This is a genomic window from Neobacillus sp. S1227, assembly GCF_055385255.1.
Genome location: NZ_AP038276.1, coordinates 5,106,038 through 5,125,585 on the forward strand (window position 1 = coordinate 5,106,038; position 19,548 = coordinate 5,125,585).

The 19,548-nt window shown below is 42.6% G+C and carries 18 protein-coding genes and 1 riboswitch; of the genes, 5 read left to right on the plus strand and 13 right to left on the minus strand.

Features of this window, described 5'->3' with window-relative positions:
* Positions 1 to 2: 2 nt before the first annotated feature.
* A complete protein-coding gene (locus tag ACZ5AE_RS25640) occupies positions 3 to 1,124 on the minus strand; it encodes a flagellar hook-length control protein FliK (RefSeq protein WP_464567314.1) in 1,122 nt (373 codons plus the stop codon).
* Between the two features lie 149 nt (positions 1,125 to 1,273).
* Between ACZ5AE_RS25640 and ACZ5AE_RS25645 the strand changes: the two genes are divergently transcribed.
* Positions 1,274 to 1,957 carry a glucosaminidase domain-containing protein gene (locus ACZ5AE_RS25645; protein WP_464567315.1) on the plus strand — a complete coding sequence of 228 codons (684 nt, stop codon included), beginning with the start codon at positions 1,274 to 1,276 and terminating at the stop codon, positions 1,955 to 1,957.
* Positions 1,958 to 2,017: 60 nt separating this feature from the next.
* Here the strand turns inward: ACZ5AE_RS25645 and ACZ5AE_RS25650 are convergent, their stop codons facing one another.
* The 6 genes from ACZ5AE_RS25650 to flgM all read right to left on the minus strand — a co-directional run bounded on the left by ACZ5AE_RS25650 (position 2,018) and on the right by flgM (position 10,967).
* Positions 2,018 to 6,016, minus strand: coding sequence for an OmpL47-type beta-barrel domain-containing protein (locus tag ACZ5AE_RS25650; RefSeq protein ID WP_464567316.1), 3,999 nt, complete (start codon positions 6,014 to 6,016; stop codon positions 2,018 to 2,020).
* An 87-nt stretch (positions 6,017 to 6,103) separates the two neighbouring features.
* The gene (locus tag ACZ5AE_RS25655) at positions 6,104 to 7,705 is read right to left on the minus strand and encodes a flagellin N-terminal helical domain-containing protein (protein ID WP_464567317.1); all 1,602 of its coding nucleotides are present in this window, start codon (positions 7,703 to 7,705) and stop codon (positions 6,104 to 6,106) included.
* A gap of 180 nt (positions 7,706 to 7,885) precedes the next feature.
* Entirely contained in the window at positions 7,886 to 8,764 is an 879-nt protein-coding gene (gene flgL / locus ACZ5AE_RS25660; protein ID WP_464567318.1) for a flagellar hook-associated protein FlgL, read from the minus strand.
* A gap of 21 nt (positions 8,765 to 8,785) precedes the next feature.
* On the minus strand, positions 8,786 to 10,231 hold the full coding sequence (flgK, locus tag ACZ5AE_RS25665) for a flagellar hook-associated protein FlgK (RefSeq protein WP_464567319.1): 1,446 nt from the start codon (positions 10,229 to 10,231) through the stop codon (positions 8,786 to 8,788).
* A gap of 14 nt (positions 10,232 to 10,245) precedes the next feature.
* Positions 10,246 to 10,707 (minus strand): flagellar protein FlgN, encoded by a 462-nt coding sequence (locus ACZ5AE_RS25670; protein ID WP_464567320.1) that lies wholly within the window; start codon positions 10,705 to 10,707, stop codon positions 10,246 to 10,248.
* Positions 10,704 to 10,967, minus strand: a complete 264-nt coding sequence (gene flgM, locus ACZ5AE_RS25675) for a flagellar biosynthesis anti-sigma factor FlgM (RefSeq protein ID WP_464567321.1) — start codon at positions 10,965 to 10,967, stop codon at positions 10,704 to 10,706. Before flgM ends, ACZ5AE_RS25670 begins: the two co-directional genes overlap by 4 nt.
* 189 nt (positions 10,968 to 11,156) lie before the next feature.
* On the opposite strand from flgM, the gene ACZ5AE_RS25680 reads away from it, so the two are divergent.
* The gene (locus ACZ5AE_RS25680) at positions 11,157 to 11,609 is read left to right on the plus strand and encodes a PilZ domain-containing protein (protein WP_464567322.1); all 453 of its coding nucleotides are present in this window, start codon (positions 11,157 to 11,159) and stop codon (positions 11,607 to 11,609) included.
* A gap of 42 nt (positions 11,610 to 11,651) precedes the next feature.
* On the opposite strand, the gene ACZ5AE_RS25685 is transcribed toward ACZ5AE_RS25680, so the two are convergent.
* The 4 genes from ACZ5AE_RS25685 to ACZ5AE_RS25700 all read right to left on the minus strand — a co-directional run bounded on the left by ACZ5AE_RS25685 (position 11,652) and on the right by ACZ5AE_RS25700 (position 14,287).
* Complete coding sequence (locus ACZ5AE_RS25685; protein ID WP_464567323.1) at positions 11,652 to 12,422, minus strand: flagellar hook-basal body protein; 771 nt, start codon at positions 12,420 to 12,422, stop codon at positions 11,652 to 11,654.
* A gap of 124 nt (positions 12,423 to 12,546) precedes the next feature.
* Positions 12,547 to 13,392 carry a flagellar hook-basal body protein gene (locus tag ACZ5AE_RS25690; RefSeq protein WP_464567324.1) on the minus strand — a complete coding sequence of 282 codons (846 nt, stop codon included), beginning with the start codon at positions 13,390 to 13,392 and terminating at the stop codon, positions 12,547 to 12,549.
* A gap of 24 nt (positions 13,393 to 13,416) precedes the next feature.
* On the minus strand, positions 13,417 to 13,821 hold the full coding sequence (locus tag ACZ5AE_RS25695; RefSeq protein WP_464567325.1) for a flagellar basal body-associated FliL family protein: 405 nt from the start codon (positions 13,819 to 13,821) through the stop codon (positions 13,417 to 13,419).
* A 25-nt stretch (positions 13,822 to 13,846) separates the two neighbouring features.
* Positions 13,847 to 14,287, minus strand: coding sequence for a YaaR family protein (locus tag ACZ5AE_RS25700; protein ID WP_464567326.1), 441 nt, complete (start codon positions 14,285 to 14,287; stop codon positions 13,847 to 13,849).
* 103 nt (positions 14,288 to 14,390) lie between these two features.
* Here ACZ5AE_RS25700 and motA point away from each other — a divergent pair, with 103 nt between their 5' ends.
* The 3 genes from motA (at position 14,391) to ACZ5AE_RS25715 (ending at position 17,361) form a co-directional block, all read left to right on the plus strand.
* The gene (gene motA / locus ACZ5AE_RS25705) at positions 14,391 to 15,182 is read left to right on the plus strand and encodes a flagellar motor stator protein MotA (RefSeq protein ID WP_464567327.1); all 792 of its coding nucleotides are present in this window, start codon (positions 14,391 to 14,393) and stop codon (positions 15,180 to 15,182) included.
* 49 nt (positions 15,183 to 15,231) lie between these two features.
* Positions 15,232 to 15,957: an OmpA family protein gene (locus ACZ5AE_RS25710; protein ID WP_464567328.1), complete on the plus strand. Its 726-nt coding sequence runs from the start codon at positions 15,232 to 15,234 to the stop codon at positions 15,955 to 15,957.
* 80 nt (positions 15,958 to 16,037) lie between these two features.
* Positions 16,038 to 16,123, plus strand: a riboswitch (cyclic di-GMP riboswitch).
* A gap of 335 nt (positions 16,124 to 16,458) precedes the next feature.
* A complete protein-coding gene (locus ACZ5AE_RS25715) occupies positions 16,459 to 17,361 on the plus strand; it encodes a DMT family transporter (RefSeq protein WP_464567329.1) in 903 nt (300 codons plus the stop codon).
* Between the two features lie 64 nt (positions 17,362 to 17,425).
* Here the strand turns inward: ACZ5AE_RS25715 and ACZ5AE_RS25720 are convergent, their stop codons facing one another.
* Both ACZ5AE_RS25720 and ACZ5AE_RS25725 read right to left on the minus strand, forming a co-directional pair.
* Positions 17,426 to 18,256, minus strand: a complete 831-nt coding sequence (locus tag ACZ5AE_RS25720) for a sulfite exporter TauE/SafE family protein (protein WP_464567330.1) — start codon at positions 18,254 to 18,256, stop codon at positions 17,426 to 17,428.
* Between the two features lie 23 nt (positions 18,257 to 18,279).
* Positions 18,280 to 19,539 carry an anaerobic sulfatase maturase gene (locus tag ACZ5AE_RS25725; RefSeq protein ID WP_464567331.1) on the minus strand — a complete coding sequence of 420 codons (1,260 nt, stop codon included), beginning with the start codon at positions 19,537 to 19,539 and terminating at the stop codon, positions 18,280 to 18,282.
* Positions 19,540 to 19,548: the final 9 nt, after the last annotated feature.

The window sequence follows — 19,548 nt, forward strand, 5'->3', positions numbered from 1 at the left end:
TTTTATGCAAGAATATTGATGGTTGTATCGGACCCTCTATGCAGGTAAGTATCAATCGTGGAATGGCTTTGATAAAAATCTTCGCGATTCACTTTCTTTTTGGGCTGGCGCTGCTGCGATTGGTCCTGCTGCGACCTATTTTCTTGCTGAGAAAAATGATTTTGCAGCATTGGGCTGCTTTGCGCGACTTCAATTTTATCCACGTGAAACCCTTGCTGCTGCAAGGAAGCCTTCAATAATGACATTTGCGAATCTAGCATTTCTTTTCCGTGGGGGGTGTCCGCAAGGAACTGCGCCGTTACCTGCCCCTTTTGAATGACAATTTTTATATCAATCTCCCCAAGATGCTCCGGAGTCAAGGAGAATTTTGCTTCGATGATGTCAGAGCCCTTATGTAGATTTGCATGGATTTTTAATAAGCCCGTCACCTCTGCTGCCAGTTGTTCTCTAGAAACCTTTGCTGGATGGGTAGGTTCATTCCAAGCAGCAGCTGGCTGGTCTGTACCTCCCGGGCGAGTTAGGGATTGAAAAATCACTTCTTTTCCGTCAAATTGCTGCTGTTTGAAATCAGCATCGGACTCAAGTTTAGAAACAGGTTGATTTTGCTGTGTCTCGCCCGCATTCTGTAGCTGGTGAACTTGCTCCCTTACAAATTGGATTGGCTGTTGAAGCGGGTTTTGCACCTGAACTGAGTTTTGATTCGATTTAAGCTGCTCCTGAAATGACTTTATTAATTCTTGAGCTTGCTTCTGACCCAGTATTCCTTCCAACTCCTTCTGCAGCACCGGAAATGCTTGCTTCCCTTCGTTATGGGAAGTCTCCCCGATCGCCGTTTGAAGAGGAGAAAGTACCAGATTTGTCTGTTCAAAAAACGAACTGATAAAAGCCAGCAAATCATCTCGAGTTTGCTGTTCACTGTCTTGGTCCTGTTCCTGATTTGCTGCGTCATGCTGCTCTAAGACCTGGTCAACCATCGAAATGAGATTCTTAGGTGAATCTGTCCCATTTTTCAATGCATTCAACAGCTCCATAAACGAACCTGGCTGTTGATTTTCCTGTTTACCGTTGCTAGTTTTCTCTGATAATTTGTGGCATGTGGAACTCATCGAAGCGGATGGAATCACAAATTATTCTCCTTTCCGGCGAAAGTATTATAATCATAAACAAAAAAATTTGTATTTTCTATCATTTTAATTTTTATAGAATTAGAGTAATATATATTAAAAAACGGTTATTGTTTCCAATTTCCAGATTAATGACAGAGGTATAAATCATGAATTTCAGTCCAGTTTCTTCCGAATGGTTTAAAAACATGGCCTTACTTTCGATTTCAAAAAGTCTGACCGCAAAGGGCCTCAGCAGTAACGCAAGCCTTGAGCCGGCAAGTGATCTTTTCACAAATTTACTGCAGGCATTCATAAGCGGGCAATCCGAGCAAGCTGCCAATTTGCCTGTGAGTACAAACAGCTCGTTGCTGTCAAACAACACTTCTGGTGTAAATGAGATAAAGGATTACTCCTATATTTTGGATAATAAGACATCAACATTGGATTTTTCTGATGTCTCTGTCGAAAAATTAAACAGTTCCCTTAAAGGGAAATTAAGCAATATGGGTGAGTTTTTCGTTGAGGCAGGACGAAAATATAATATCAATCCAAACCTGCTTGCATCCATCGCCGTTCATGAAACGGGCAACGGCAAGTCCCATGCGGCCAATGTAAAAAATAATATCGCCGGCATGATGGGCAAAAACGGCCTGCGCCAGTATGATTCCGTTGCCGATAGTATTGTTGATCTTGCCCGCAACCTGCGCCAGAATTATTTGGACAAAGGCTACGACACCATTGCAAAAATCGGTGCCAAATACGCTCCCGTCGGTGCTGCCAACGACCCAACCGGTTTGAATAATCACTGGGTTAAGGGTGTTAACAACTACTTTTATTCATTTCTTTCATAAGCAGGTTGAGGATGTCCTAGAAGAAAACTTCTTGGGACATCCTCTTTTTTGTTGCTATTTTTAAAAAAGAAACGAGAACAGCCAGTTATTGCCGCAGCTCTTTTTTTGTGGATTAATTACTTCAACGGTTGTACTTCCTTTTACAAGATATCCGCCAACCTTTGCACGGAACACCAACAGCTCTTCTTTCTCGTCCCAAACAAAGTCTTCACGGTCAAACTTAAATTGGCCATTTTTTGCTTGGTTTTCTAAGCCCTTGCTGCCGCTTAGTGCATGGATGTTGTTGATGGTGACGGTTGATAAGTCTACATTTGCAAAACTGTATCCTTTAGGTAATGTTGCCCTTACTGTAAATTCTCCTTTGTTGCCGTTGATTACCTTTGGTGTAACTTCAATCGTAGCTTCGATGTATACGGAAATCGTTTTTTCTACGACCGTCTTTAATCCCGCATTATCGATGGCGGTAATTCTAATCGTTTGGTCGCCAGGCTTATTAAATGTGATTTTTCCTGTTGTGTTCTTGACCCCATTGACTTCAACGATTGTTTCTTTAATTCCTGAGAGGTTGTCGGTTGCTTTATAGTTAAGTTCCAAGCTTGATCCCAGCGCATATTCTGTTGGAAAATCAACTTTTATGGTTGGAGCAGTCTTATCGATTTTAACTGCTGCTGTCTTCGTTTCTTCGACATTACCTGCATTATCGACGCTATAGAAGGAAATAGTATGGATGCCTTCTTTTTCAACAGCAAGGCTTGTGTCTTCAGCGAATTCAGCGCCATCGATAGAATAGTTTGTTGACTTGACGCCGCTTAGATTGTCGGTTGCAGTTAACCTTACATTCACGGTGTCTGTATACCATTTATCCTCTACATTACTAACGGTTATTGGGGCAGTTTTATCTGTTTTCACTTCAACCGTATGACTTTCCTCAACGTTTCCGGCATTGTCGACACTATAGAAAGTAATTGTATTGGTTCCTTCTTGATTGAGAACAAGACTTGTTCCTTCTGTAAAATCAGAGCCGTTAATAGAGTAGTAGGTTGCTTTCACACCACTTAGGTTATCGGTTGCAGTAAGCTCCACATTCACTCCATCCTTATACCATTTGTCCTCTACATTGCTCACTGTTGTTGGAGCGGTTTTATCCACCTTTACCTCAATAGTTTGTTTTTCCTCGACGTTTCCGGCATTGTCGACACTGTAGAAAGCAATTGTGTTAACGCCTTCTTTGTCGATCACAAAGCTTGTTCCTTCTGCAAACTCAGACCCGTTGATAGAGTAATAGGTTGCTTTTACTCCGCTTAATTCATCAGTAGCAGTAAGCTTTACATTCACAGTATCTGTGTACCATTTGTCTTCAACATCGCTTACTGTCGTTGGAGCGGTTTTATCCACCTTTACCTCAACAGTTTGTTTTTCCTCGATGTTTCCGGCATTATCTTCGCTGTAGAAAGCAATCGTGCTGATGCCTTCTTTATCAATCACAAAGTTAGTGCCTTCGGCAAACTCAGAGCCGTTGATAGAGTAGTATGTTGCTTTTACTCCGCTTAAATCATCGGTCGCGGTAAGCTCAACATTCACATCGTTTGTATACCATTTATCTTCAACATTGCTTACTGTTGTTGGAGCGGTATTATCTACTTTAACCTCAACTGTTTGTTTTTCCTCGATGTTTCCAGCTTTGTCTACACTGTAAAAAGTAATTGTGTTGACGCCTTCTTTATCGAGCACAATGCTAGTGCCTTCATGGAAGTCGGAACCATTTAGGGAATAGTACGTGCTGTGGACACCTGAAAGATTGTCAACTGCTGTTAATTGAACCGTGACATCCTGGTTATACCAGTCGCCAGTTGTATTGGCAGTGGTTTTTGGTACTTCTTTGTCAATCTTTACTTCGACTGTTCTTACAGCTTCAACATTGCCTACATTGTCAACGCTGTAAAACGAAACGGTGTGGATACCTTCTGTTTCAAGTGGGAAGCTTGTTCCTTCCGCAAATTCAGAGCCATCAACAGAATAATAGGTTGCTTTTACGCCAGACAGATTGTCAGTGGCTGTTAACTCGGCTTGTACGTCCTTGTTATACCAATAGGCACTTGTATTGATGACAGTTTGCGGTGCCTCTTTATCGACCTTCACCTCTACCGTTTTCACTTTTTCCACATTGCCAGCGTTATCAACGCTGAAGAAAGACACGGTGTGTAATCCTTCTTTATCGAGAACAACGCTAGTACCTTCCACAAATTCTCCAAGATCAATAGAATAGTAGGTGGTCTTCACGCCACTTAAGTCGTCTGTTGCAGTAAGAGTGATAGACACATCATCTTTTGACCAATCCAGATTGGTGTCGGCAGTAGTAACAGGCGGTGTGACATCGGATGGTTTATCGATGTCTACGGTAACGGTTGCGTAGTCGATGGATTCGGTTCCGTCAGCTGTTACTGGGACGATTTGGTACTCGTGGGCGCCTTGTTCTTCTGATTTATCCAAGGTGAAGTTTGAATTTGTAGTCGTTCCAACTAGGACGCGTTCTCCATTAACTACTTCGTAAATGTTGTACTTGTCTGCATCAGCAACTGGTTCCCAAGAGAGGTTTACAGAATTATCATTTACATTTGGTTCGTTCGCGATCGGAGCTTCTATTACAGGGGCAACATCGAATGCTACTACATTGGAATAGGGTGATGAACCAAACCGTTCAGACTTTGCAATGACAGTATATTCATGTTTTCCTTGTTCTAAATTATTTACGTAATGAGAATTACTTGTTGTTGTTTTTATTAAGGTAGGGACACCGTTTATTAATTCATAAACCTCATATTCATTTGCATTCGGAACATCTGGCCACCCAATTAACGCACTATTATAAGTATCCTTCAATAACATAACTTTTGGAGCTTGCATTTCAGGGAATACAACCGAGACATTATATGTCTTAGGTACCGATTCTCCAAATCGATTACTTACAGATACAATCTCAAAGGTGTAATCTCCCTCAGGGAGGTCACTTAAATAGTATGAGCGGCTTTGAGTAGTAGTCAGTAATTTCTTTTGGCCGTCTTCAATTTGAAATACTTTATAACTATCTGCATATTTTATTGATGACCACATCAGCGACAAATCATTTCCGTTATAGAAGTAAGAATAGATTTGCCCTGGTGGAAGTATTTCAGGATATACAATCTTTACCGTTGTTTTGCTTCCTTCTCGCGATTCACCAAATATAGAACTATAAGAGGTCACTTCATAATTTAGTTCGCCTTCTGGTAGATTTGATAAATATTGATTTGTAGTATTTGTAGTAGCAACTAGTTTTCTTTTCCCGTCCACTACTTGATAAACATTATAGGAAGTGGCATAAAGTGCTTTTGCCCAACTCAAACTAACATTATTAATGTCATCAATATAAGTTGATAGGTTACTAGGTGCTAACATTTCGGGATAAACAACATTTACTGAAACAGTACCCGCTATTGATTCACCGAATTTGGCATTATAAGAGGTTATTTCGTAATCATGTTTTCCTTCTAATACATTGAAGAAACTTTGACTTATTTGGGCAGTTGTAGCAAGCAATTCTCTTTGCCCATTTTTTATTTCATAAACCTTATAGCCTGTTGCGAATTCAACTGGATTCCATTTTAGTGATACATCATTACCGTTAACGATGCTGAAGGTTAATCCATTGGGCGGCTGCATATCAGGATAATTAATATCAATTTTTAAGGGAGATGATAATACAGACTCTCCCGTACTATTAACCGCTGAGACAGCGTAATAATGTGTTCCCTCTAAAGCTCCTGGAATGTAGCTGTTATTGTACTTAGTTTGATTGATATAAATCTTATTTTCTCCAACTACTTCATAAACACGATATTGAGTGGCGCCACTTACTGCGTCCCAATTTAAAATGACATTATCATATCCATCAAGAGAATATTTTAGATTTACTGGTGCAGTTAGGTTACTTGCTGCAAAAGCAGAAGTAATCGGTGAAATTAATTGCAGTAATAAGACCGCTAATACAAACAAAGAAAACTTCTTCTTGATTTTCCGCATAACTTCTCCTCCTTTATCTTAGGTATAGGTAGCTTAAAAAGAAGTCCCTTAATGCAAGAGACTTCTTTTAAATTGAAAAACTAGTGATTAACCACGCAGAAGCTGTAAAACACCTTGTGGCTGTTGGTTAGCTTGTGCAAGCATTGACTGAGCTGCTTGAGAAAGGATGTTATTTTTTGTAAACTGCATCATTTCATTGGCCATATCAACATCTCTTAATCGGGATTCTGCGGCAGTTAAGTTTTCTGATGAAGTTCCCAGGCTATTGATTGTGTGCTCCAAGCGGTTTTGAATAGCCCCTAATTTAGAACGCTCAGAGGAAACATTGCTGATTGCTCCATCTAAAACCTTGAGTGCATTTTCGGCACTAAATTCATTCAATAGTGAAATATTTACACCGTCTTTTTTCAAGCCTAATGCGACCGAATCCATTGCATTGATACCTATCTCTAATGTTTGATCTGCATTTGCACCAACGTGAATCGAAACCGTATTGTTAGCAGAACCTACTGTAATAGTAGAAATATCCCCACCGGCAATTGTATCTTTAAATGATAATTGAAGATTGGAAACTTTGACTACAGAGTTAGAACGAACAGCAATTCTTCCATCTCCATCTCCTTTAGTTGCACCATTTGAACCTACATCAACCTGTGCTATAAAATCACCTTTGTTTCCAGCAACTTGAAGTTGCTCTAATGCACCATTGTTTCCACCGCTCATTGTGGTATTGAAAGAAGAACGAGAAATACCGTCCGATGATGTCGCTTTAATGCTAATTGAACTAATATCATTAGCAGCACCTAATTGACCAGTAATAACTAGTGAATCAACTGAAGTTGCAGCTCCGTCAAGACCCTTTGCTAAGGCATCAACACCTGTAGCTGTTGTTTCCACTTTAACATCGGCAGCACCTAATGTATTTTTAATAGATGACATAAAATCATCTAATGTACTTTCAGCTGTAACAACATAAACAGAAGTTTTTACTTCTCCCCCTACAACTGCAGAAAGACTAATTTCATCTCCTACTTGTAGACCATAATTTGCCGTCGCATCACCAAGGTCTGTCATTTTAGTTCCGCCGTTTGTAGCTGCAGCAGTACCAGTATTGTAATCTTGCAATACTCCCGTTTGCCAAATTGATTCTCTATCACCTGTTAATGGTCCTGACATTGTCACAGTAGTTGTTCCTGCAGCTGCTGTTGCAGAAGCTACTACATTATCAACTGCACCGCCAGTTGATTGTGCAAATTTAGCAGTTTTAGAGATATCACCATTTAAGATTTTAAAGCTGTTGAATTCGGTGTCACTTGCAACACGATCGATTTCGTCGATTAGTTGGTTTACCTCTGTTTGGATGTTTTGTTTATCTTGAGTTGTAGAAGTTCCGTTTGCTGCTTGGTTTGCTAGTTCACGTACACGTTGCAGGATGCTGTGTGTTTCGTTCATCGCACCTTCAGCTGTTTGGATTAAGGAAATACCATCTTGAGCGTTGCGGGAAGCTTGATCCAAACCGCGGATTTGCGCTCTCATTTTTTCAGAGATTGCTAGGCCAGTTGCATCGTCTGCCGCACGGTTGATACGTAAACCTGAAGAAAGCTTTTCTAAGTTCTTTGATGCTGCATTTGAGTTTGCACTTAATTGATGATAAGCGTTTAGTGCAGAAATGTTATGGTTAATTCTCATCTCTTTTTTCCTCCTAGTGTTTAGGTAAATTGGTTTATTGCCTTTCTACTATTCTTTAACGACATTTTTTGATGAGCGGAGAGAGGTCGAAGAGTGTTTTTTTAAACATTTTTGTAGATTATTGCATTTTTTCAAAAAAAAAGGCGCTCCCGCCACACACGGGAACACCTTTAATAACTATTATCTTAAAAAATCCACCAGCGTAGGCTGGATTGCTTTAGCACCCGACGACAGCGCTGCATTCAGAATCACCTGCTGGTTGGTTAAATCCGTAATCACCTTAGCCAGGTCGGCCTCCTCATTTTTAGAAAGGATGCTTTTAGTAGTTATTTCCGTATCGTCCAAACGGTTCACCATCATTTCCAAACGATTCACATTGGTACCGACCACCGAACGATGAGCCAAAAGATTGTTTAACTGCTTATCCAAAGTGCCTAGCAGCTGTTCCGGATTGTTGCCCATCTCCAGTTCACCGGCAATTTTCTCGATCGTTTCACTTAAGTTAAGTCCATCGGCTTGAAAATTAAAAATTTCCGTACCGTTGACATTGACGTTCATATAGATGCCTTTGCCGACGTTCCAAGACAGAGAGTTCTGATTGGAATTCACAAACTTGCCATCCTGAAACGGCGCCGTGTCCGTATCGGTTCCAGCAAACAGAAAGCGGTCGCCGATTTTAGCGTTGGCGATATCGCCGATTTCTCCAATGAGGGCCTTCAACCCTATCACGATGGATTGCCTGGCTTCCTGGTTATTGACACCATTTGCTCCTTGGACCGTCAGCTCGCGCGCTTTTTGCATCACCTGTGTCAAGTCGTCTAAGGATTTATCCGTCGCTTCCAGCCAGTCCAGCCCATCTTCGGCGTTCCGTTTAAACTGTCCCGTTTCCACCAGTGCCGAGCGATAGGACATGATTTGAATTGATTTCACCGGATCATCTGAAGTCTTGTTGACCGCCTTGCCAGAAGCAATCTGTTCTTGATACTGACTCAACGACCTGTAATTCTGCTGGATATTCCGGATCATTTGCGTACTTAACATTTTTTGCGTAACACGCACTTTTCTCACCTCCGCCTATGACTAAACTCCTACACGACCCGTTCCGTTTATTAATTTATCTAAAACTTCGTCCATGACCGATATGTATCGTGATGCTGCATTATAGGATTGCTGGAACCGGACCATGTTCGTCATTTCTTCATCAATCGAAACGCCTGATACTGATTGGCGGTGATTTTCTGCCTGCTGCACTAACATGTCTGCGTTATTTTCCATCTGCAGTGCCTCTTGCGCTTTAATGCCAATTTCGCCTGCGAGCGTCCGGTAAAATTGATTCAAGGTAGTAGACTGATTGGAAAAAGAAAGAACCTTAAATTTTAAGTCATTTAACTGATTGGCGTTTTGCGCGTCCCCTGCGCTAGCCTCTTGTGCCGCGGCAATTTTATTTAAGGAAGCCGTAATCAGTGGGTTAACTATTATGTCACCGGCTGTTGTTGGGTCGGAGCCATTCTTCGATACAAAAAACGGAATCCTCTCTAGGGCGGCGTTAGGATCGATTTTTCGATTTTGGATATCATCTAGATTCATGGCATTGGAACCGGCATGGATGCTGTTTACTTCTGAACTGAATACCGTCACCATTTCATTGATTTTTGCCATATAAGAAGGAATATCCTGCACTAAAGAATCCACCATGCCGGCCAGCTCGCCAGATTTCAAGGAAATGTTCTGCCCGTTCAGCAATGGTTGGTTATTCGAGCGGTCAAAGGATAATGTGCTGCTTTGGTCACCATTTACCAAATTCTCTTGGCCTATAAAAATATCAACCATGCCGCCCGCCGCAGGCTTCACTTCAATGTCCGCCAATTTCGAAAGCTGGTCAACCATCAAATCGCGTTTGTCCATTAAATCGTTAGGCTCTTGTCCTGAAGCGACCATTTTTGCAATTTGCGTATTTAGTCCGCTGACCTGTTTGGCCAAATTATTCATTTCTGTCATTTTCGTAGAAATGTTATTTTTTAAATCTTGGCTTAAATTATCGATAGAATTGGAGATTTGATTAAAGCGGTCCGCCAGTGCCGTGCCATTGGATAAGACCACTGCCCTAGCTGATAAGCTGTCAGGCTCCTTCGACAAATCCTCCCAAGACTGCCAAAAGCGATCAAAGACCGCCTGCAGTCCATTTTCGGAAGGTTCATTTAAGGTCTGTTCGATTTTTGACAGTGTATCCTGTTTCACATTCCAATACCCAAGCTGCTCGTTTTGCGTCCGGAACTGTCCGTCCAAAAAAGAATCCCGGATCCGGGTGATTTCCTTCGTATCCACGCCGGTCCCCAGCTGATACGGTCCTTTTCCCGAATTCATGCCAGGGTAGGTAAGCGGATTGGAGGCTTCGGTGATGGCTTTTTGCCTGGTGTAGCCTTCGGTATTGGCGTTAGCGATATTATGCCCGGTTACACTTAATGCCGAAGATGATGCAAAAATCGCTCGTTTGCCGATTTCAATTCCATGAAATGTTGAAGTCATCTCGTACCCTCCCCTTACACTTTTGCATCGAAAAAGCTTCTCGATGTGTTGGCCTGCATGTAATTTTTCGCCGAATAAGTCAGTGGCTGTTCTTGTTTTTGTGTAAATAATGACAGCATGCTGTTGATGTATTCTAATGACGACTCTACCAGCTGCCGGTTTAACTCATGCTGTTTCTCTAATTCTGTTAATTTTGCTTTAAGTTCGGTTTGATAGGTTGAGAGATCGGCGAATGGATGCTCTGCGATTAACTCATTTAAAGTCTGCGTCTGAAGGGATATCGTTTCCCGCTGACGCCGGTCCTCGAGGTGGCTGATTTCTTTGATTAATGCAGTTTCCTTTGGAAATACGGCAAGCAGCTGTTCCGGGTCGCCTTTAATAAGGGCTGCCTGCTTTTCCCTCCCGACTGCGAGCAGTTTTTCATAAACAGTAATCATTTCCTGGAGGACTGTTTTTAATTGTTCCACCGATTTCATTGATCCGTCCCTCTGTCCCAAGATTCCAATAATTTTTCAGCAATTTTCTTGCTGTCAACCTTGTAGGTGCCGCTCTCAATTTGCTTTTTCAATTCTTCGATTCTCTTGTCTCGTTCCGTGCTTATTTTTTCCTGCGCAGCTGGTGAAAACTCTACCTTATCCACCTGAACCTTTTTATTCACATCCTGCTGCGGCGTTTTATTGACTTGATTTTTATACGACTGATACGCCTGCAAGCGACTAAAATCATTAATTTTCATACGACCGGCTCCTTTCCGGGTGAAGCATGGGGACGGTTCTCGTGCATCATTGAGGCACGAGAACCGTCCCCATGCCTCATTCTTTATAATTTATTAACGGCAACTTTGCTAAAACCGTTTAGCCTCTTTTCAGATTTGGTTTTGAATGGTAAATTTTTATTTATTGAGAATATGATAGGGGAATCACAGTTGAGTACTTCGCATATTATCCTTGGCCTAAGTATAGTAGTGGTATTGGTTATTATTTTATATGCAGGAAGAACTTTTTTCCAAAAAGAAATACATGTTGTTCAAAAAAAACCGAATCGGCGGACAGCGTTCCGACTTAGCTTGCTGGATCAGGATTGCTGGTTCTACCCCGCTTCTTCAGGGGAACCGGAATACAGAGGTCTGATTCGCGATATCAGCACTACCGGGATGAAGCTGCATTCTTTGGTCGATCTAGGTAAAATTGATGAAATAACGATCGAGTTTGCCTTCTTTCAGGAATCCTTCACGCTGACCGGCCAGATCCGCAGAAAAAAAATTTTGGAAAATGATTTTTATGAATACGGGGTACATTTTCATCCGCTAGATGAAAAAACGGAACAAAAGCTATTTAAGGTCCTCTGGGAGAAAAGTAAAGAGAAAGTCGTGATTTAACTGGAAAAGAGCCGCAGAAAACGGCTCTTTTTTTTCTAAGGATTAACTTCTGATGATTCCATTGGCAATCCCCATCATTTGGTCGGCAAAGGAAATCGACCTGGAATTAAACTGAAATCCGCGCTGTGTAGTCAGCATATCCGTGATTTCTTTGCTCAAGTCAACATTGGATGCTTCAAGATAGCCCTGATGAATTTGCGCAGCCGGATTTCTCAACACCTCATTTGCTCCACCTGTAAACCGATAGACATTTCCACCTTGTTGGATTAATTGCTGAGGATTCACAAAGTCCACTACCGCTATCTGCTGGTTCGTTGGCGAAATGACGCCATTTTCATTAACGGTAAATGCTGCTCCTTCCGGGATTTCCACCGGGGTGCCGTTACGGTCCATAAGGTAGCATCCATCCGCATTCACCAAGCGGTAAGTGCCATTGCCTGTCGGGCTCTGCTGAAAGGATCCGTTACGGGAATAGAATACCTCGCTCCCTTTCCCCACTTGAAAAAATCCTTTTCCGTCAATCATAAAGTCCAAAGGGTTGTTGGTGGCTTTGGCAGCGCCTTGTTCCAAATTCAGCTGTGCCGCAGTGACATGTACCCCAAAACCCGTCCGAATTCCATTCGGGGTCAATCTGCCGACTTCGCGACCAGCAGCCTTCTGATTATCGATGGAAATCGCCAAGTTTTCTTCGAAGGATGCCTCTCTTTTCTTGAATCCGGCAGTTTCAGCATTGGCCATATTATTGGCGATCGTATCTAGCTTTTTTTGATAGGCATTTAAGCCGCTTGTGGCAATATATAGCGATGTATTCATGTGTTCATCTCCTTTGCTTGTGTGTCCATGGTGGGCAAGGATGAAGGACATTTCCTTGCTTGCCACGACATACTCTGTCCTTCATAAAAAAATCCCCGTGAAACTTGTAAGAAACCAGTGTAAGTTACACTCTCCCAATCGAATTCAACAGCTCCAGAGACTTGTCATAAGCCTGCAAAACCTTCTGATTCGCTTCGTAAAGCCGGACGTTTTCCATCATGCTCGTCATCGTCATGGTTGGGTCGACATTTGATTTTTCAATCATTTTATGGCGAAGTTGCACACCGGCTGGCAATTCGTTCAATAACGGCGGCGGGTTTCCGCCTCCCTCCAGCTTGAAGAGCCCATTCCCTTCCTTGATCAGGTTATTAGGATTTTGAATCAAAACAAGCCCAATCTGGTCCAAAACGGTCCTCCTAGAAAGGTCATCCGGATGGAGAATGATTTTCCCATCCGCACTCACGGAAACTTCACCGGCTCCCAGTTCAGCATTCGTCCGAACTGGCTGGCCATCAGCGTTTAACACAGCATACCCTTCGGTTGTTCGGAGCTGTCCCGCTTCATCAACCGTGAACCTGCCGTTCCGGGTATAGCGGACTTCACCGGCACCGTTCATGACAGCAAAAAAGACCCCAGACTTTTGTCCATCTTGCACCGCCAAAGCACGGTCATCAATGGCCACATCCAGAGGATTGTCCGTGGTCACCAGGTCCCCTTGCGCAAAGCTTGAGATATTTTCCTGCGCATAGACCCCCTGCTGCAGCGACCCGATCAAGGAGAAACCTGTCGGATTCGAACCGTTTCCAGAGTCATGAATCCGCTCAAGCAGGACCTCTGGGAAAGAGCGTAAGGTCGTATCCACTTTTTTATAGCCAGGCGTTTCGATATTGGCCAAATTATTCGTCAGCGCCTCCTGCCTTCTTTGCAAGGCAATCATACCGGAAGCCGCTGTGTCGATCCCTCTTAGCATCGTCATTCTCCTTTTATTAAAAATTTACTGGATTAATAGTTGCGTTGTATAAACGTTCGTAATTTTACCATCAGAGAACCGCTCGTTAAGCTTGTCCTTGATTTTTCCCTCGAAGGCCGTGATATCTTTAAAATCGTCTTTATTTGATTTAGACAGAATCTTGATAATGTCGCTTTCGATGATTGGCTTTATTTTTTCTGATTGCTTCAACGTTTTCTTGGAATCCATTTCAATCGAAAACTGGACTTGAATTAAGTTTTCCGAATTAAGGTTGGTGCTGATTTGCTTCGTTTGAATGGTCTGATTAGCGAGCTGATCAAGCGCCTTATCCTGTGAGCTTACAGGGTTATTTTTTTGATATTGATAGTAAAAAAGACCGCCCGCGATGATTAACACAAGAACTACACTTAGCGTTAGGATTTTTTTCATTATTTTCATCCTTTTGGTGTCAAAATTACAGATAGAGGTCGATTAACAGGCCTTTGATTTCCCCTATCTTATCAAGCAATTGAATATTTGCATCCTCTTTTTCTAAAATTTCCTTCGACAGCTCCAACAGATTTCTATCAATCTCTTTAATAATTTTTAGCCTCCTCCCTCTATTCATTGACGTGAAAGTATCCGTTATTTCTAGTGAAAGGCCATTTTTTACAACTTCCTGCAAAAAGGATTGAATTAATTTTTTATATTTTTGAAGATCAGCGGCCGTTCGCGACTGAACCAATTGCTCCCCTTGTTTTTGAATTCCTTCTAAAAGGGAACTTAGCTGTTCCTTAACCAAATTGATTTTTGAATCTGTCAAAATCTGTTGAAATGAGGATGATTCAGCTTGCTTCGTTTCTTTTGGAAAAAACATTTTTTCGTTTGTGACACCAAATCCGTTACTGACTTTCAAGGGAAAACACCTTCCAAACGCTTAAGTCTGTGATTGTCGATATTTGTAAAACTAAATTACAATAAATTATAAATTTTAGCAATGATTAGAAAAGGAGAAATTTATGACGACTTTTATCGGTTTGATTCTGGCTATCGTTTCTATCGGTGTAGGGATGGTATTAAAAGGCGCGTCGTTTGAAGCACTGGCGAACCCTGCTGCCTTTTTAATTATTTTTGGTGGAACAATCTCTGCCTTGTTTATCGCATTTCCCATGAGTGAAATAAAAAAAATTCCGATCCTGTTGAAAATTGCCTTTGCTGAGCCAAAGCTGCCCAGCCAAGATGAGGTTATCGAGATGATGGTGGAATGGTCGATGGTCGCTAGACGGGAAGGCGTACTTGCATTAGAGGAAATTGCCGAGACTGTCGAGGATCCTTTTTTAAAAAATGGTCTTGAAATGATTATTGACGGCAGCGACCGGGACCATATGGAGGATATTTTGTTCAGCGAGCTGGAAGCAGCGGCAGATCGGCACAAGGCCGGCAGCCTCGTCTTCAGCCAGGCGGGGACGTACGCCCCAACTTTAGGCGTTTTGGGAGCAGTAGTTGGATTAATTGCGGCGCTTGGAAATCTTCAGGACATGGATAAATTAGGACACTCGATTGCCGCCGCCTTTATCGCGACGCTGCTTGGGATTTTTTCCGGATATGTCCTATGGCATCCGATTTCAAATAAACTGAAGCGCATTGCTAAAAAAGAGCAGGACCTGAAACTGATGATGATGGAAGGGCTGCTCGCCATCCAGGAAGGATTAACACCTAAATTGATCGAACGAAAGCTTGCGGTTTATTTGCCAACAAAGGCACGTTTGAAACAGGAGGAAATGGTTGTGAAAGAGGTCGAAAGTCTGTAAGGTCGGGGGTACGACTGTAACCAGCAGTAAGAAAGGAGGGAATTAGACAGTGAGGAAGCGGAGACTACAAGACAGTGAAGAGCATATGAATGAAAGCTGGTTAATTCCTTACGCGGACCTTTTGACCCTGCTGCTTGCCTTGTTTATCGTCCTATTTGCTTCGAGCAGCATCAATTCAGAGAAGTTACAGCAAATCATGATTTCGATGAATTCGGCTTTGAACGGAAAAGGCAGCAGTTTGATTTTAAAGGAAAATGCCGGCTCGCCTGCGGTAAAGCCAATCGAAAATGCAGCTGACGAGCAAAAGAAACAGGAAGAGAATGATAAGCTGCACAGCCTGATGGAGAATATCCAAAGCTATATCAAGGCACGCGGGTTGGAGAAGGTCATCACCGTTCAGGACGAACCTAAGGGGATCAAGCTTTCACTAAAGGATGTCATTTTGTTTGAGTCCGGCAGCGCAGAATTGAAGGGAAATTCCCCTGTTATTCTGGGTGACTTGCTGGATTTGATTAAGGGAGTACAAAACCCTATCAGCATTGAGGGCCACACGGATAATGTCCCGATTACCGGGGGCACATTCAGGTCAAACTGGGAATTATCTTCTGCTCGCGCTTTGTCCGTACTTTACTTTTTCGAGCAAAATGGTATCCCTTCCAATAAATTGCAATTTGCTGGCTTTGGTGAGCAAAAGCCGCTATATCCAAATGACACTATGGAGCACCGCCAAGCTAACCGAAGGGTAGATATCATGATTCTGAAAGTCCAAGAATAATTTTTTCCCAATATAAAAAACAGGAAAACACTTGCTGGGACAAGTTGTTCATCGTCAAAATAGTAGTAATTCCATAAATCGTACGATAAAGGCAAACCCATTGAAAGATGGCGACGCAAGCTACAGGGGCTAAGGTCATTTCTGACCATGCTTGCCAGCTTCCGAATACGGACTCCTGCGATTTATGACAATAGAAGAGGAGTTGAGAGTGGAATGAATATATTATTAGCTAAATTCAAAAAAGAATGGCACTTGTTTAGGGTGCATTACCATGAGCTGTTGCTTGCGGACTGTCTTGACTATGAGTTACAGTGCAAGCTCGAAAGAAAGATTACCTACCATAAAATGAAATTAAATAATTGTTGTTGATAAACCATTGGAGGTTCCTTGAGGCGTTTGCCATGGAAAAACATAGGGCTTCGATTTTCCAGCAATATCTGCGATAATGGTAATAGATTGCTAGAGGCAATTTCACAAACCCCACCAAGGAAGGAAGCAGCAATGAAACAGTCAATCAATTCTAAAACAATCAGCCTTTCGCTCACTATTTCCATTATCGCCATATCGTTTTCGGCCATCTTTGTAAAATGGTCCGATGCACCGGCTTCGATATTAAGTATGTACAGAATGTTGTTTGCAAGTCTGTTATTAGCGCCGATGGTTTGGGTCAAACGCAAGGAGTTTAAAAAAGTCAGTCCTAAAAATGGTGCCATGCTCTTTTTCTCCGGGGTCTTTCTGGCCTTGCATTTTGCCCTTTGGTTCGGCTCGTTAAAGTTTACAACAGTCGCAAGCTCGACCATCATTCTCGCCCTTCAGCCGCTCATTTCACTTATTGGGGGATTTTTTCTTTTTAAAGAAAGAACGACCGCTTCCGCATTGGCAACAATGGGGATTGCAATCATCGGAGCGATGATGATTGGCTGGGGAGACTTCGGTTTAAGTGCCGATGCCATCCGTGGAGATATTCTCTCCTTTTTCAGCGTTATCGCAGTGGTCGGGTATTTATTTATCGGGCAAACCGTCGTGAAAAATTTATCCCACTGGATTTACAGCTTCTGCGTGTTTTTATGCGCCGGGATTGTACTAGTTGTTTATAATCTTTGGGCCGGGGTGCCGTTTTGGGATTATCCGCCGAAGGAATGGGGGATTTTCTTGCTTCTGGCCATCGTTCCGAGCCTTAGCCATGTGATTAATAACTGGCTGTTAAACTATGTGAACGCCACGACCATTTCAATGAGTATTCTTGGCGAACCGGTCGGCAGCACCATTTTGGCTATCTTTATCCTAGGAGAACGGCTTTCCGGATGGCAAATATTCGGCGGACTACTTGTCCTCCTCGGCGTCTTCCTCTTCATGAGCAAAAAACAAAAAGCCACCCCGCCAATGCAGAAAGCAGCAGTGTAAAGCATGGGGGAAGGTTTCTGTGCCTCAAAATTTTGAGGCATGAGAACCGCCCCCATGCTTCTTTTCATGAAAAATACATACGAACTCCAATAAATATCAATAACACGGACAGCATTTGGATGATGACTTTGCCAGGGATTTTTTGCGAGAGCAACACCCCGATTTGTGAACCGACGATCACACCGATGCCGCCAAAGATGACAGCTGGCCAATCGATATGGCCATACAATAGCTGCGCAAACACACCGATTGTTGAATACAGACAAAGTGAAAAAATGGACGTTGCCGCAGCATTGTGTGCAGGGACATTAAATACATAAATTAAGATGGGAACGAGAAGCCAGCCGCCGCCAATCCCGAGGTAACTGGATAAAATGCCGATCACGACCCCAAGCGGAATAAGCCATTTTTCTATCGAACGGCCATTTTCTTTAACTATCATATCAAGAGCATCCCCAATTCCGCTGGAAGCACCTGCCGCTATGCATGCATACCCTTCAGATGGCTGGCGTCTTTGTAATTTTTCAGGTAGATTTTTGGTGAATAAAAAGATTCCCAATCCAACCAACAAGGTAGCAAATATCACATAGAAATAACTAGATGAATAGAGTTGGAGCAGCCATACCCCAAGAAGAGAACCTGGCAGGGCACCAATTGCGAGTGTAAGCCCCGTTCGAAATTGAATCTTCTCTTGCTTGGCATACCCAATCACACCGGACAAAGAATTAATTAACACGATAATAAGTCCTGATCCTGCAGCAATCGCAGGTTCCATTTTAAATAAAAGCAGCAGTGCCGGCACGAAAATAAATCCGCCCCCGGCACCGACAATCGTTCCATAACCTCCAGCCAGGATCCCAATCAGTAAAAGTATGGAGCCTGTTGTTAGATCCATTTTCATTCCCCCATTAAGGAAAGTTAAACCATTTGAACAAACTTTTCACAGCATCTTTTGAACTTCTTCCCGCTGCCGCATAAGCATAAATCATTTCTTTCAGGCTTTGGGCGTCCAGCTTTAAGATGATTTTGTAACCATTGAAGTTTTATACTTTCTGCCAACCTTTCCATTCGTTCATGTACATGCTTATAAACCTGCAAGTAGCTTTCACAGAAATAATCCGGGTTTATCGTTTCATCCGCCTGGTTCCAGGCCCTATTTCTTGGACAGCCGCCATGGCATAGCTTTAAGAACTCACAGCTTTTGCACTTATCAGGCAAAGCAGGCTTCAATCTAAGAAAGTCGTTATACTTTGGACTGTTGAGGATGTCTATCAGTGAACCCTGACCGACATTCCCAAGCTTATAATCTTCATTCATATAAAAATCGCACGGATAGGCGTCGCCATTTTGCTCAAGAATCAATGTTTTCGGGCACGTCTGACGGTGGATACATAATTCTGCCTCCTGATGCAGGTAAGTGCTCAGGATGTTATCAAAGAAGCGAACAGATCGATTCGGATTGCCGTCGTTATACCAGATGTCAAACGCCTCGCATAAAAACTGGCCATATTGTTTCGGAGTAATCAAATATTGTCCCGGTTTATTCGGCTCCTGCGCCCGAAAATCCATACATGGGATAAACTGAACATGGTTAAAGCCCTCTTGCTGATAGAACGCCATTAGCTCTTTTGCCCGCCCCACATTGTCTTGATGAATGACTGTTAGGATATTAAAATCAACATGATGTTTTCGCAAGTAATCAATTCCACGCATTACCCGGTCAAAGCTTCCCTTCCCATGCCCGGTCACCCTTCTTGCGTCGTTGATTTCTTTTGGTCCATCAAGACTGACACCAATGAGGAAATTGTATTGTTTAAAAAATCGTGCCCAGTCCTCGTTAATCAGCGTCGCATTCGTTTGCAGCGAGTTGCTGATGATGGTATTTTTCGGTGCGTACTTCGCTTGCAGAAGCACAACCTGTTTAAAAAAATCCAAGCCGGCTAACAGCGGTTCCCCTCCCTGCCAGGCAAAGGAGGCTACCCCGCTGGTTAGCGACATATATTCTTTGATGAATTTTTCAAGGATGGCCGGATCAATCTTGTCAATTTTCCCAGGCTGTCCGCCGCATCCGCTATAATAGCAATAATCACATGCCAGATTACACGCCTCGGAAACGGTTTTCCACATGACACCGATATGGCTACTACGTTGTTGGGAAGTTAAACAGGATTGTACCATTATATTAAT

Coding starts and splice junctions, on each gene's coding strand:
- flgM (WP_464567321.1), bottom strand. CDS start 10,967: ATGAAAATTAATGATTTTAGTCGCTTGCAGGCGTATCAGTCGTATAAA.
- ACZ5AE_RS25725 (WP_464567331.1), bottom strand. CDS start 19,539: ATGGTACAATCCTGTTTAACTTCCCAACAACGTAGTAGCCATATCGGT.
- ACZ5AE_RS25645 (WP_464567315.1), top strand. CDS start 1,274: ATGAATTTCAGTCCAGTTTCTTCCGAATGGTTTAAAAACATGGCCTTA.
- ACZ5AE_RS25720 (WP_464567330.1), bottom strand. CDS start 18,256: ATGGATCTAACAACAGGCTCCATACTTTTACTGATTGGGATCCTGGCT.
- motA (WP_464567327.1), top strand. CDS start 14,391: ATGACGACTTTTATCGGTTTGATTCTGGCTATCGTTTCTATCGGTGTA.
- ACZ5AE_RS25690 (WP_464567324.1), bottom strand. CDS start 13,392: ATGCTAAGAGGGATCGACACAGCGGCTTCCGGTATGATTGCCTTGCAA.
- flgK (WP_464567319.1), bottom strand. CDS start 10,231: ATGACTTCAACATTTCATGGAATTGAAATCGGCAAACGAGCGATTTTT.
- ACZ5AE_RS25685 (WP_464567323.1), bottom strand. CDS start 12,422: ATGAATACATCGCTATATATTGCCACAAGCGGCTTAAATGCCTATCAA.
- ACZ5AE_RS25650 (WP_464567316.1), bottom strand. CDS start 6,016: ATGCGGAAAATCAAGAAGAAGTTTTCTTTGTTTGTATTAGCGGTCTTA.
- ACZ5AE_RS25670 (WP_464567320.1), bottom strand. CDS start 10,707: ATGAAATCGGTGGAACAATTAAAAACAGTCCTCCAGGAAATGATTACT.
- ACZ5AE_RS25715 (WP_464567329.1), top strand. CDS start 16,459: ATGAAACAGTCAATCAATTCTAAAACAATCAGCCTTTCGCTCACTATT.
- ACZ5AE_RS25695 (WP_464567325.1), bottom strand. CDS start 13,821: ATGAAAAAAATCCTAACGCTAAGTGTAGTTCTTGTGTTAATCATCGCG.
- ACZ5AE_RS25655 (WP_464567317.1), bottom strand. CDS start 7,705: ATGAGAATTAACCATAACATTTCTGCACTAAACGCTTATCATCAATTA.